Annotated in this window: 9 protein-coding genes and 2 pseudogenes; 6 read left to right on the forward strand and 5 right to left on the reverse strand. The window is 68.3% G+C overall.

Annotated elements, in window-relative coordinates:
* Positions 1–53: 53 nt before the first annotated feature.
* The gene (locus GNX96_RS57725; RefSeq protein WP_313885861.1) at positions 54–254 is read left to right on the forward strand and encodes a response regulator transcription factor; all 201 of its coding nucleotides are present in this window, start codon (positions 54–56) and stop codon (positions 252–254) included.
* Here the strand turns inward: GNX96_RS57725 and GNX96_RS35750 are convergent.
* The gene (locus tag GNX96_RS35750; RefSeq protein WP_163572281.1) at positions 157–1,593 is read right to left on the reverse strand and encodes a nitrilase-related carbon-nitrogen hydrolase; all 1,437 of its coding nucleotides are present in this window, start codon (positions 1,591–1,593) and stop codon (positions 157–159) included. The two genes, GNX96_RS57725 and GNX96_RS35750, sit on opposite strands and share 98 nt — an antisense overlap.
* Before the next feature lie 140 nt (positions 1,594–1,733).
* On the reverse strand, positions 1,734–1,910 hold the full coding sequence (locus tag GNX96_RS35755; protein WP_163572282.1) for a hypothetical protein: 177 nt from the start codon (positions 1,908–1,910) through the stop codon (positions 1,734–1,736).
* A 98-nt stretch (positions 1,911–2,008) separates the two neighbouring features.
* Between GNX96_RS35755 and GNX96_RS35760 the strand changes: the two genes are divergently transcribed.
* Positions 2,009–2,623, forward strand: coding sequence for a phosphotransferase family protein (locus GNX96_RS35760; protein ID WP_279582367.1), 615 nt, complete (start codon positions 2,009–2,011; stop codon positions 2,621–2,623).
* A 201-nt stretch (positions 2,624–2,824) separates the two neighbouring features.
* On the opposite strand, the gene GNX96_RS35765 is transcribed toward GNX96_RS35760, so the two are convergent.
* From GNX96_RS35765 to clpB, 3 genes and pseudogenes are all read right to left on the reverse strand, one after another.
* The gene (locus GNX96_RS35765; protein ID WP_313885858.1) at positions 2,825–3,271 is read right to left on the reverse strand and encodes a DUF456 domain-containing protein; all 447 of its coding nucleotides are present in this window, start codon (positions 3,269–3,271) and stop codon (positions 2,825–2,827) included.
* A complete protein-coding gene (locus GNX96_RS35770) occupies positions 3,214–4,101 on the reverse strand; it encodes a GntR family transcriptional regulator (RefSeq protein ID WP_313885862.1) in 888 nt (295 codons plus the stop codon). The genes GNX96_RS35765 and GNX96_RS35770 overlap by 58 nt, the downstream gene beginning before the upstream one ends.
* A gap of 98 nt (positions 4,102–4,199) precedes the next feature.
* Positions 4,200–6,830, reverse strand: a pseudogene (clpB, locus tag GNX96_RS35775) (ATP-dependent chaperone ClpB).
* A gap of 171 nt (positions 6,831–7,001) precedes the next feature.
* Here clpB and GNX96_RS35780 point away from each other — a divergent pair.
* The 4 genes and pseudogenes from GNX96_RS35780 (at position 7,002) to GNX96_RS35795 (ending at position 13,199) form a co-directional block, all read left to right on the forward strand.
* The gene (locus GNX96_RS35780; RefSeq protein WP_163572284.1) at positions 7,002–8,591 is read left to right on the forward strand and encodes a histidine kinase; all 1,590 of its coding nucleotides are present in this window, start codon (positions 7,002–7,004) and stop codon (positions 8,589–8,591) included.
* 24 nt (positions 8,592–8,615) lie between these two features.
* Positions 8,616–9,284, forward strand: coding sequence for a response regulator (locus GNX96_RS35785; RefSeq protein ID WP_163572285.1), 669 nt, complete (start codon positions 8,616–8,618; stop codon positions 9,282–9,284).
* Between the two features lie 548 nt (positions 9,285–9,832).
* Positions 9,833–10,602, forward strand: a pseudogene (locus GNX96_RS35790) (ABC transporter ATP-binding protein).
* Positions 10,603–10,607: 5 nt separating this feature from the next.
* Positions 10,608–13,199: an FtsX-like permease family protein gene (locus tag GNX96_RS35795; RefSeq protein WP_163572286.1), complete on the forward strand. Its 2,592-nt coding sequence runs from the start codon at positions 10,608–10,610 to the stop codon at positions 13,197–13,199.
* Positions 13,200–13,456: the final 257 nt, after the last annotated feature.

Genomic DNA, 13,456 nt, shown 5'->3' on the forward strand with positions numbered 1-13,456 from the left:
TTCCTCCGGCGCTGCGGCGAGAAAGGAACCGGATCGGACGGGCCCAGCAGCGGGTGGAGCAGCTCACCAACCGCGAGCGCGAGGTTCTTTCGCTGGTGGGCTCCGGTCTGTCCAACGCCGAGATCGCCGGCCGGATACATGTGGTCGAAGGCACGGTCAAGACGTATGTGAGTGCGATTTTGTCGCGTCTGGCGGTAAAGAATCGAGTTCAGGCGGCGATTGTCGCCTACCAGGCCGGGCTGACCGACGACTGATCAGAACCAGGACGAGCAGAGCGACGAGACACAGCCAGGCGAAAAGGTCGCCGAACAACCGGTAGATCGTTGCCGCACTCCTGGTCGGAACATCGGCCACCAGAGTTTGCGAAGCGTTGGTGGAATAGTCGCTGTAGGCGATGGTCCGCCCCTGGAAGTCGGTCACCGTGGCGACGCCGTTGCTCGCCTCTCGTACGATCGACGTGCCATCCTCAATCGCGCGGATGGTGGCCAGCTGTGCGTGCAAATCTGCGAATCCACTCCAGTCATTCGCCGGCACGAGCAGAATGTCGGCATTCGCTTTTCCCGCGAGGGCAGGGAAATCCAGGTCATAGCAGATAAGAGTCCCGATTCGACCGTACGGTGTCATGAGTGTTGGCGCTGGCTCGCCGCCGTCCACCATACCTTCGCTGGCCTCCTGTGGGGTCGGATGCGCCTTCTCGTAGTCCCAGCCGACCTGCCCAGTTGGAGTCAGCAGGATCGCCTTGTTGCGCAGCAAAGGAGCCCTGTCCGACACGACATTGAGATGCATGTCCACGTAGATGCCCGAAGTCCGCGCCACCTGTCGTACCCGATCGATCAACGCCGTCTCGGTCGCTTTGGTCGCGTAGCCGGATTCTTCTGACCAAACGACTATTTTCGCGCCGGCTCGTGCTTCTGTCTTCGTACGCGCGATCATCTCCGCGTTCACCGTCTCGAAAGCCGCTTGCGAATGCGTGGACCAGACTGCTTGCAGGGTCTTGCTTTCTGGGCTGATTCCGGCCACCCGAACGGTCGGGGAATTCGGTGCTGTCCAGGACATTCTGGCCGCGCCAAGGCCAAGCACGGTGACCAGGACCGACGAGTAGACGAGTACCGGTCTGAGGAGTTTCCGTTCCCAGCCAACGTTCGCGATCGAGGCCAGCCAAGCGATGAGGAAACTCACGCCGTACGAGCCGGTCACCGTCGCCAGCTGTAGAAGCGGGAGACTGCCGTACTGGGTCGCGGCGAGCGAGCCGTAGTTGCCGAAATCGGTGATGGCCTGGAAGCCGTACTCGGCGGCGACCCGCCCCAGCGGGAACAGCAGGCTGCCCAACAGCCAGCCGAACCTGTGCGCCAGCAGGCGGTCGAGCACATACGGCAGGCTTGCCAACACTGCCAGGAAAAGAAATGCGAACAGCACTGGCAACGAGAAAAGCAGGCCGGTCGTACAACACCACACAAGCGTCCCGACAACGTTCACGCCCAGCACCCAGAGTAGGCCGGTCAGCGGCTTGGACGAGCGGGTGAAGCGGAGCAGGAAAATCGAGAACAGCCATCCCGCAACGGGAAGGTCGGCACCGGTATGCAGGGCCAGCACGGACCCGGCGGCGCCCAGAACGAGCCATCTTTTTCGGTCACCAGCCGACGCTAAGTGTCGGCGGACCGCGTACGGAGCCCCCGAAAGGCACCCGTTGGCTCTGACTTTCGACAGGTCGCGGACACTGTGCTGGTGGATCTTCAGCCAGTGGGCAGCACCTTGGAGCCGCTGACCGGTGGCACGACCAATCGCAGTTGGCAGGTCCTTGTCGACGGTCGGCCGGTGTCCGTGCTGCTGCGCGAACCGGCCAGCGCGACGACGACGCCCTGCTCGGCATCGATCGTACGACCGAGCGCCGCGCCGCCCAGCAGGCTCATGATCTCGGGGTCGCACCTCCCGTCCTTGCGGCCTCAAATTCTGGTGCCATGCGGATCGGCTGGGTGAACAACGCCGTCGCGATGTCGGCGGACGCGCGCTGCTCAATGACGATTTTCGGCTTCGTCTCTGCGAAACACTGCGCCTCCTGCATTCCGGACCGGCGCTGGGTCGGGTCCTTGATCATTCTGCTGTCCAGACGCATTTATTGGCTGGCGTACGCGACCGTGGGCTCGCCTTGCCCGCCGGCTACGAGGATCTTCCCGGCCGAGTGGACCACCTCGCCGCGGTTTTGCGGCGCCAGCCGATGCCCGCGGTGCCATGCCATAACGACCTGTCGGCGGGCAACGTCCTCGACGACGGCGAGCGGCTCTGGCTGATCGACTTCGAATACGCTGCCGACGCCGAACCGGCCGCCGAGTTGGGCAACGCGATCGGCATGTCCGGCCTGCCGTTCACCGCCGTAGAACAGCTGGTCACCGCGTACCGCGGCGAGCCCGACCAGCTGCTGACCGACCGCGCGATGCTCTTCCACACGCTGAGCATCACCACGTGGATCCCGTGGATGATCCTCCAGGACGCGGCGCACCCGGGAATCCCGAGATCGCCGACTGGATCGAGCTGGACATCCGCGCCGTCCGCGCCGCCTTCGCCGGCCCGGACCTACGAGCCGCACTCAGCCGAGTCGAAAACTCCGCCTGAAAACCACCCGTAGCGGCGCGAAATTGTCGTAGGTGTCTGTTTTTCTTTCCCCCTCCCTTTGAACGGGCGGGGGGTGGGTTGAGAGGTAGTCCTTAATTTTTAGTTGAACATTGGTCCTCGAACCCCCCCCCCCACCCGTCACTGGGTGGGGGCGATTTTTTTCGGGCTCGGTACGACAGTTTCGCGCCGCACCCTATGTAGAGCGCTGCAGGATCTAGGCGAAGAGGGCGCCGGCGGTGAAGGTGAGGGCGATCGCGAAGGCGGCCATCAGCTCGATCAGCATCGACAGGCCGGTTGCCTTCAGGGCGGCGACAGTTGATGGCCAGGCTCCGGAGAAGCTCTTCGCGCGCTGGGCCTCGGCCAGGAAGACGCCGAGGATGAAGCCGACGAACAAGCCGACGACCACGGGGATCACGAACATGCCGACGATTCCCAGCACTACCCCGACGAGGATGGTGGTGGTTGGCACGCCGGACTCTTTCAGCTGCTTGCCCGGCCAGGTGAACTTGACCACCGTCCCCAGCACCGCCCACACCGTGGCGATGCCCAGGACCAGCCACTTTCCCCAGCCGGCGTCGGCGAAGATCGCCCACCCGAGGACGCTCAGCCAGCACAGCACCAGGCCGGGCAGGACGGGGACGATGATGCCGACGATTCCCACCACGATGGCGATCGAACCCAGGACGACCAGCAAAACCTGCATGGCTCCGAGATTAGTTGCGCCCCACCCGCGCCAGCACCTCGTAGCGGTCGCCGCGGAAAAGGGACCGGCTGGATTCCCAGCACGGCGCCGGTGGTGTCGCGGGTGACGCCGTCGATCAGCAGGCAGGGTTGGCTGGGCTCGACGGCCAGCGCACGAGCCTGCTCAGCGTCCGGGAGCACCGAAGCGATGTGGGCGTCGCTGGTGGCGGGGCGTACGGACCAGCGCTCCTCGAGGGTGGCGAACAGCGAACGGTCGGCCCAGTCCAGCGCCTGGATGCCGGGGAAGCGGTGCACCGACACGTCGGTGTGCTCCACCGCCATCGGCACTCGGTCGGCGGTCCGCAGGCGTACCAGGTGCAGCACCGGCGAGGCCGGTGCCACTTGCAGGCGGGTCGCCAGCCGCGAGCTGGCCGGTTCGACCGACACCGCCAGCGGCACCGAGCCGGGCACCATGCCACGGGCCCGCATGTCCTGACTGAACGATGTCAACAGGTCCAGATGGGCGGGTTTGGGCTCCGCGACCAGAGTGCCGTGGCCGTGTCGGCGAAAGAGCAGGCCGTCGGCGACCATCCGCTCGATCTCCTGGCGCACGGTCGTACGGGATACGGCGAAATACTCCGCCAACACCCGCTCGGACGGCATCAGGCCGCCCGGCCCCAGCCCGCCGGCGAGGTCCTCCAGGATCTCCCGGGAGCTGGTGGTGACCCTTGGGTCGGCCGGCGGCGAGCTCCTTGGTACGGAGCGCGTCGACGTCGATCTGATGGCGGCTACGTGGCACCCAACCAGTATCCGAGACCGAGCATCGTTTGCGCACGCCGGCTTCCGAACTCAAGTGGACCAGTTAGACCCGTTACCGGCGGGAAATTCCGGTAACGGGTCGGTGCTAGCTAGGGGAGTTGCTTGCGCAGGGACGTGCTGTCGGCGCGTGAGACGGACAGGCCGGATCGATCCGGGGTGACCTCGACCAGGATCGTGTCGCCGTCGGCGATCGCGCCGGACAGCAGCGCGCGGGCCAGCTGGTCGCCGATCGCCGACTGGATCAGGCGGCGCAACGGCCGGGCGCCGTAAACCGGGTCGAAGCCGTTGATCGCCAGCCACTCCCGAGCCGCCGGCGACACGTCCAGCGCCAGCCGGCGATCCGCCAGCCGGGCGCCCAGCCGGGTCACCTGGATGTCCACAATGGACGCCAGCTCTTCGGTGTCCAGTGCGTGGAAGACGACCACATCATCCAGCCGGTTCAGGAACTCCGGCTTGAAGTGCTGTCGTACGACCGACATCACCGCGGTCTCGCGGCCCTTGTCGTCCAGCGTCGGGTCGGTGATCGCCTGCGAACCCAGGTTCGAGGTGAGCACCAGGATCGCGTTCCGGAAGTCGACCGTACGCCCCTGACCGTCGGTCAGCCGACCGTCGTCCAGCACCTGCAGCAGCACGTCGAACACATCCGGATGGGCCTTTTCGACCTCGTCCAGCAGCACGACTGTGTACGGCCGGCGGCGGACCGCCTCGGTGAGCTGGCCGCCCTCTTCGTAGCCGACATACCCGGGCGGCGCGCCGACCAGCCGGGCAACCGAGTGTTTCTCGGAATACTCGCTCATGTCGATCCGCACCATCGCCCGCTCGTCGTCGAACAGGAATGCGGCGAGCGCCTTCGCGAGCTCGGTCTTGCCGACGCCGGTGGGGCCGAGGAAAAGGAAGGAACCGGTGGGGCGGTCCGGGTCGGAGACCCCGGAACGGGCCCTGCGTACGGCATCGGACACCGCCAGCACGGCTTCGGGTTGGCCGACGACCCGGCGGGTCAGCGACTCCTCCATCCGCAGCAGCTTGGCGGTCTCGCCTTCCAGCATCCGGCCGGCCGGGATCCCGGTCCACGCGGACACCACTTCGGCCACGTCGTCCGGGCCGACCTCGTCCTTGACCATCGGCTCGGTTTCCAGCTCCTGCTCGGATTCCGAGGCCGCGGCGATGTCCTTCTCCAGCTGCGGGATCCGACCGTAGAGCAGCTCGGACGCGACCGCGAGCTCGCCGTTGCGCTGGGCGCGCTCGGCCTGGCCGCGTACGTCGTCAAGCTCCTTCTTCAGCTGACCGACGCGGTTCAGGCCGGACTTCTCCTGCTCCCAACGCGCCGTCAGTGCGGCCAGCTCTTCCTGTTTTTTTTTTCGGCTATGTCGCGGCGAATCCGCTGCAGCCGGTCGCGAGAGGCCGCATCGTCCTCTTTGGACAGTGCGAATTCCTCCATTTTCAACCGGTCCACCACCCGGCGCAGCTGGTCGATCTCCACCGGGGAGGAGTCGATTTCCATCCGCAGCCGGGAAGCGGCCTCGTCGATGAGGTCGATCGCCTTGTCCGGCAGGAAACGTGAGGTGATGTAGCGGTCGGACAGCGCGGCGGCGGCGACCAGAGCGGCATCGGCGATGCGTACGCCGTGATGCGCTTCGTATCGCTCCTTGAGGCCACGCAAAATGCCAACGGTGTCGTCGATTGACGGCTCACCCACCAGGACCTGCTGGAACCGGCGCTCCAGCGCGGGGTCCTTCTCGATCCGCTCGCGATACTCGTCGAGCGTGGTCGCGCCCACCATCCGCAGCTCGCCGCGGGCCAGCATGGGCTTGAGCATGTTGCCGGCGTCCATCGCCGAATCGCCGGTCGCGCCAGCGCCCACCACGGTGTGCAGCTCGTCGATGAAGGTGACGACGACCTGGCCTTCGGAGCCCTTGATCTCCTCCAGGACAGCCTTCAACCGCTCCTCGAACTCACCGCGGTATTTCGCGCCGGCCAGCATCGCGGCGAGGTCAAGGCTGACCAGCCGCTTGCCGCGCAACGACTCCGGCACGTCGCCGGCCACGATCCGCTGCGCGAGGCCCTCGACGACGGCGGTCTTGCCGACGCCCGGCTCGCCGATCAGGACGGGATTGTTCTTCGTACGCCTGGACAGCACCTGGATGACCCGGCGGATCTCGGTGTCCCGGCCGATCACCGGGTCGAGCTTGCCGTCCCGAGCGGCCGAGGTCAGGTCCACGCCGTACTTCTCCAGCGCCTGATACGACTCCTCGCCGTCCGGGGTGGTGACCTTGTGGTCGCCGCCGCGGACCGTCGGGAAGGCTGCCACCAGCGTGTCTTCGGCGGCGCCGGCGCTGCGCAGCAGCTGCGCGGTGGAACCGCCGGTCCGGGCGAGGCCGGCCAACAGGTGGTCGGTGGGCCAGGTATTCGTCGCCGGCCGACCGCATGATCTGCTCACCGGCGGTGATCACGTTGGCCAGCTCCCGGGACAACTGCGGCTCGGCGACGCTCGCACCCTGTGCGGACGGCAGCCGGTCGATCGCGGTGGCCGCGGCGGCTCGTACGCCCGCCGGGTCAGCGCCGACCGCACGCAGCAACGCGGGCGCGGTGGACGATTTCACGTCCAGCAGCGCCAGCAGCAGGTGCGCGGGCTCGACGGTGGCGTGACCGCGGGTGCCGGCGACGGAGATCGCCTGCGAGAGCACCTCGCGGCTGGTGGTGGTCAGGATCTCGGCGTTCATGGGCTCCTCAGCAGCATCTCAACCAGCCAATACAGTAAACACAACGTAACTAAGTTGAGTCTATTCCACTCAACTACTTCAGAATAGTTGATCTGTCTACGACTGTCGGTGGTCCGGTAATCACCCGGCAGGTCGACGCCGGCCGGTTACCCCGCACCTAGAGTCGTTGATATGAGCACGCCAGACCCGGACCAGCCGACAACACCCACCAGGGTGCTGCCGTCGGTCGAGCCTGGCCAGCCCACCGGGGCCGACCAGCCCACAGAGACTGCCCCGCTGGTTGCCCGACCGGCCGGTCGGGCGCGTGGGTCGGCGTCGGTCCCGTCGTTCGCGCGGCAGGAGACGGTCCCGCAGATCGTGGCACCGCCGCGGCCGCCGTCGATCCTGCGGCCACCGCCGCCGTACGCGCCGCCGCCGGTGCCAATCGGACCCGGTGCGACCCGCGGCACCATGTACGGGACGCCGACGGCCGACGGCCGGCGGCCGCGGCGCCGGCTGCTGGAGCGGCTGGATTCGTGGCTGCGCGGCAACCCGTGGCTGTCGGACAGCATCCTCGCGATCGGCATGCTGCTTTTCGTCGCGCCGGTCTCACTGGTCATCGCGGTCTCAAACGATGGCATGGGCGTCGAGTCGACGCCGGCGGTGCTGATCCCGATCCTGATCCTGATCGTGCTGGTGACCCACGGCGTTGTCGTCGTACGCCGGGTCATGCCGATCACCGCGCTGATCGTGGTGACGGTCGCGCTGGCGATAAAAGTCCTGATCACCCCGGTCCCGTTCCCGTCCGACCTGATCTTCCTGCTGGTCACGTACTCGGTCTGCGCGTACGGGAGACGTCCGGCCGGCGCCATCGCCTTCGTGCTGGGCATTGCCGGCGGGCTGGCCGAGACGGCGCGGTTCAGCGTCCTCATCGGCTACCGGATGGACCAGGACCCGACGCTGATCCTGCTGCTGGTCTTCATCTTCATGTTCATCGTGGCGGCGGTGTTCGCATCCTGGGGGCTCGGGCAGTTCCGCCGTGTCCGGTACGCGTATTTCACGACTCTCGAAGACCGTGCCGAGCGCGCTGAGGCGGAGCGCGAGGAGCGCGCGGCCCGGGCCGTCGTCGAGGAGCGGAACCGGATCGCCCGGGAGATGCACGACGTGGTGGCGCACTCCCTCGCGGTCATCGTCTCGCAGGCGCAGGGCGGGCAGTATGCCGCGAAGACCAAGCCGGAGCGGGCGCAGGAGGTGCTCGGCACCATCGCCGAGACCGGCCGCCAGGCGCTCGCCGACATGCGTGGCCTGTTGGGCGTCCTGCGCAGCAACGAGCCGCTCAACGCCGACTCCGCCGTTGAGGTGAACCGCGGCCCGCAACCGCGGCTGGCCGAGCTGGGCGACCTGCTGACCCGCGTACGAGCCAGTGGGCTGCACGTACGCCAGGACGAAGAAGGACATCGCAAGCAGCTCGGACCGACCGCGGAGCTGGCGGTCTACCGGCTGGTCCAGGAGTCGTTGACCAACACGATCAGCAGCACGCTGGGCCGGACGCGCACGCCACGGTCGTGCTGCACTGGTCGTCGGAGGCGCTGGAAGTCACCGTCGCCGCCGACGACGGCCGCGGCCCGACCGTGCGCGACCCGGACGACCCGACCAGCGGCGGGCACGGCCTGGTCGGCATGCGCGAGCGGCTTGCCGTGGTCGGGCGGGTCCGTACACACCGGGCCCCGGCCGGGTGGCGGGTTCCAGGTCCGGGCGCGGCTGCCGTACCGTCCGGCCTAGCAAACGACTGATCGGATCCTCAGCATGACAATTCGCGTGTTCCTCGTCGACGACCAGGCGCTGGTCCGCGCCGGTTTCGCGATGGTGCTGGACGCTCAGGAGGACATGCGGGTCGTCGGCGAGGCCGGCGACGGGTCCGAGGCGCTGACCAAGCTCGCCGTCACGGCCGCCGATGTCGTGATGATGGACGTACGCATGCCGCGGATGGACGGCGTCGAGGCGACCCGCCGGCTGCTCGCCCAGCGGTCCGCTGAGGAAGGCCCGCGGGTGATCGTGCTGACCACCTTCGACCTCGACGAATACGCCTTTTCCGCGTTGCGGGCCGGAGCCAGCGGCTTCCTGCTCAAGGACGCGCCGCCGGAGCACGTCCTTTCGGCTATCCGTACGGTCTTTCGCGGCGACGCGGTGATCGCGCCCTCGACCACCCGACGGCTGCTCGACCACGTGGCGACCACATTGCCCGATCCGCAGCCCGGCCCGGACCCGCTGGCCGCCCTCACCGAGCGCGAGCGTGAGGTCCTGCTGGAGGTCGCTCGTGGCGCCTCCAACGCGGAGATCGCGGCGAAGCTGTTCCTGTCCGAGGCGACTGTCAAGACCCACGTGGGCCGCATTCTGGCCAAGCTGAAACTGCGCGATCGGGTGCAGGCCGTGGTGCTCGCGTACGAACGAGGCCTGGTCCGCCCCTCCGGCTGAGCTTTCCCCGCTTGGTACGAGCGTCGCTGGCTTTCGCGGTCACGCTTGCGGCAAATCTGGATCCACGAAATGCCCACTGCGGCGCGAAACTGTCGTACCCCCTTGGTTAATCTGGCCCCCACCCAGATCGGGTGGGGGGTGGGTTTGAGGCCGCGCGCGAGCAAGAATTTTGCGGTTCCGCCGTTTTTGTGACTGAAGTGGCTTTTGAGAAATCTCTGCCGAAATATGACGATAAGTGTCCGTCCACTGTGGACTCGCGGCCGCTCATACACCGAGCCCTACTGAAGATCCACGCTGGCAGCGCCAGTCGCACGCGATGAGGCATCGCGGCCGTCGTTGTTAAAGGGCTTGTGACCTTTCACGCGGCAGGAACGTGCTGGTCGCAGCAGATGGCGCGGCGCGTACGACTTGGGGATGAATGGGCGCACGGTGGACATGCGCCGTGAGGGGGGGCGGGTGGGCGCGACCGCGTGCGGACGCGAAGTGTCGGGGCCAGCGGGCAGAGTTGTGGACGGTTCACGACACATCTCAAGCAGGAGGCATCACCCATGGGAGCACCGCAGGCGGTCGCCCTACCCCAGCAGCAGGCCGCGCAACAGCCGGCGGCCGCCACCCGCGAGCTCGTCAAGGTCTACGGCAGCGGTGAAGCCGCCGTCAGAGCGCTGGACGGCGTCAGCGTGCAGTTCGGGCGCGCGCAGTTCACCGCCATCATGGGCGCCTCTGTTCTGGCAAGTCGACGCTGATGCACTGCATGGCAGGGCTGGACAGCGCCACCTCAGGGCAGGTCTGGGTGGGTACGACCGAGCTGACCCGGCTGCGGGACGCGCAGCTGACGCGGGTGCGGCGGGACCAGATCGGGTTCGTCTTCCAGGCGTACAACCTGCTCCCGCAGCTGACCGCCGAGGAGAACATCCTGCTGCCGCTGCAGCTGGCCGGGCGCCGCCCGGACGCCACCCTCTTCAACCACCTCATCGAGGTGCTGGGCCTGCGCAGCCGGCTGAAGCACCGGCCGAGCCAGCTCTCCGGCGGTCAGCAGCAGCGGGTCGCGGTGGCCCGCGCGCTGGTCAGCCAGCCAGCGGTGGTCTTCGCGGACGAGCCGACCGGCAACCTGGACTCACGGTCCGGCGCCGAGGTGCTGTCCTTCCTGCGCCGGTCGGTGCGCGAGCTCCAGCAGACCGTCGTGATGGTCACCCACGACCCGGTCGCCGCGTCGTACGCGGACCGCGTGGTGCTGCTCGCGGACGGCCGGCTGGCCGGCGAGATCCACCAGCCCACCCAGGACTCGGTCGTCGACGCGCTTCGTGGCCTGGGGGCCTGACAAACATGTCCGTTCTGCGCACCCAGCTGCGTGGCCTGGCCAGCCGGCCCACCCGGCTGCTGCTGACCTCGCTCGCCGTGATCGTCGCGACCGCTTTCGCGTATGCGACCTTCCTTGTCCAAAGCGTTGTCGAACAGTCCCTCCAGGATTCGTTCAGCACCACCACCTCGGCCACCAGCGTGGTGGTCAAGTCCTCGACCAACCTGCCGGACTCCGCCGCTGGCAAGGTCCGGGCGCTCCAGGGCGTCAGCCAGGTCGCCGAGCAGGGCGTCACCTTCATCCAGGGCGGCGGCCTCGACTTCTTCGTCCAGTCCGACCCTGGCAGCGGCCCATTGTCGCTGGTGAGCGTGGTGTCTGGGCACTACCCGACGGCTGCCGGGCAGATCGCGGTGTCCGAGGACACCGCCAAGAAGGCCCACCTGAAGATCGGTGACACCCTCCCGGTGCAACCGAGTGAGCAGGGCAAGAAGTCGATCCAGGTGACCGTCACCGCGATCGTCAGCCCGCATGGCCGGGGTGCTGACGTGTTCGTGCCTGCCAGCGGCCTGACCGCGTTGGGGGCGCATTTCAATCGGCTCAACATCAGCGCCACCGCCGGTACGGACACGGCCGCCCTGGTCAGCAGCGTGAAGAGCGCGGTCGGTGGCACCGGCATCACGGTCGACGACGCCGCCACCATTCGGCAGAGCGACGCGACCGACGTGAGCAAGGCGGTCGGCGAGCTGTTCCTGGTGCTCGGCCTGTTCGTGCTGGTCGCGGTGCTGGCCGCCGGCCTGGTCGCGGCCGCCACCTTCCGGATCGTGTTCGCCCAGCGGATGCGCCAGCTGGCCCTGCTTCGGGCGATCGGCGCGAAGCGCGACAAGATCATCGGCGCTCTCGTCATCGAGGGCGCGATCACCGGCCTGGTCGCCGGAGTCCTGGGTGTGGTGCTCTCGGCCGGCATCGCGTACGGCGCGATAGCGATCATCAACTCGACCGGCTCGGTCGTGCCGTTCCCCGGCCTGAATGTGCTGGCTCTGCTCGGCTGCGTGGCCGGCGCCGTGCTGGTGACGGTCGGTTCGGTGCTCGCCCCGGCGATCTCCGCCTCCCGAGTGCCGCCGCTGGCCGCGCTGCGGACGGCCGCGGTTGCCGACGGCGCCAAGAAGGTGGGCTGGCTCCGGATGTCCTTCGGCATCCTGCTCGTGCTGGCCGCCGCACTGGCGGGCGTTGCCGCGACGGTCATCCACTCCTCGACTGGCGCGCTCATCGTGGTCGTCTCCGGCGCCTTCGCGTTCGGCGCGCTGCTCACCCTCGGGCCGTATGTGGTGCCCTCGCTGGCCCGGCTGCTCGGCTGGCCGGCCGGCGCGCTGGCTCGCACGACCGGCCGGCTGGCCATCCGCAACGCGGCCCGCTCGCCCCGTCGAATCGCCGCCACCACGTCGTCGGTGGTCGCGCTCGGCGTGACGCTGGTGACCGGCCTGCTGGTGGGCACGGCGTCCATGCAGGCTTATGCGGATGCGCGGCTGAGCGCCGAATTCCCGACCGCGGTGGTCGCGTACCCGACCAGCGGCGCGACACCCGCGCAGCTGCAGGCGTTGGCGAAGAACCCGGCCATCGCCCGAGCGGTGCCCAAGACCGCGGCGGATGTCACCATCAGCGCGCAAGGCGCGCGAGAGACCCTGCCGGCGACCGGCTTGGACGCGAGTGCGGTCCCGAGCCTGGCCAAGGTCGCGGTCGCCGGCGGCCGGCCGAGCGACGTGGGGGTCGGTGACATCGGCCTGCACAGCGATGTGGCGGCCAAGCTGGGCGTGCATATTGGTGACTCGGTCGCGGTCTCGGCCGGCAACCGGTCGGTCACCCTGAAGGTCACCGCGACCTGGCAGACCGCCTTCGGGCCGGCGTTGCTGATGCCGTCCGATCTCCGCAAGATCGCGCCGAACGCCACGGTGAGCACCGTGCTGGTTGACCCGGCGGCCGGCCACACCGTGCCGGAGATTCGCAAGATCGTCAGCGCCGCTTTGCCGAACTCCCAGGTGCAGGACGCGGCGTCGGCGCGGGAGAGCTTCCAGGGCCCGCTGGCCACCGTGACGCTGATCGCGCTCGGCCTGCTGGCGCTGACCGTGCTGATCGCGGTCACTGGAGTGGCGACCACCATGACCCTGGCCATCGTGGAGCGTACGACCGAGTCCGGCCTGCTCCGGGCGCTCGGCCTGTCCCGCCAGGGGTTGCGCGGTTCGCTGATGCTGGAGTCGGGGGTGTTCGGGCTGGTCGGGGCCGCGATAGGGCTGGTGCTGGGATCGTTCTACGCCCTGGCGGCTGCTGGACTCGCTGTCGCTTGGGGTGAGCCTGGTGCTGCCGGTCGGCGAGCTGGTGCTGGTGGCGGTGGTGCTGGTCGCGCTGACCCTGCTGGCCGGCTGGCTGCCGTCCCGGCGGGCCGCCCGGATCTCCCCGGTCGACGCGCTCGCCACTTCCTGAGGAGTCACCCGGATGTTTCCGCTGCTGCGGGTCTTCCTGTCGGACCTGCGCCGGCACCCCGTCGGGACGTTGCTGCCCGGCGTGGCGCTGGCGGTCGGGCTGGCGTGTGTCGTCTCGTCTGTGCTGGTCGGTGGTGCATATGACACCGCCATCCAGCGGAACAAGCCGCACACGCCGGCCGGTTCGGCGGTGGTCATCCGGGCGCCTGGTACGGACCTGCCGGCCAGCCTGGTCACCGAGGTTCAGCAGCTGACTGGGGTAGCCACCGCGCAGCCCCGGCAGGTCACTTCCGGTCAGGTGCTCGGCGCGGACGGACGGCCGCTGAACACGCCGGCGAGCATTCGGGTGGAGCCGAGCGACCCGCGGCTGTCGACCACGACCATCCTGCAGGGCCGGCTGC

Origin of the sequence: Fodinicola feengrottensis (genome assembly GCF_010993775.1) — a bacterium.
Classification (GTDB): Bacteria; Actinomycetota; Actinomycetes; order Mycobacteriales; family HKI-0501; genus Fodinicola; species Fodinicola feengrottensis.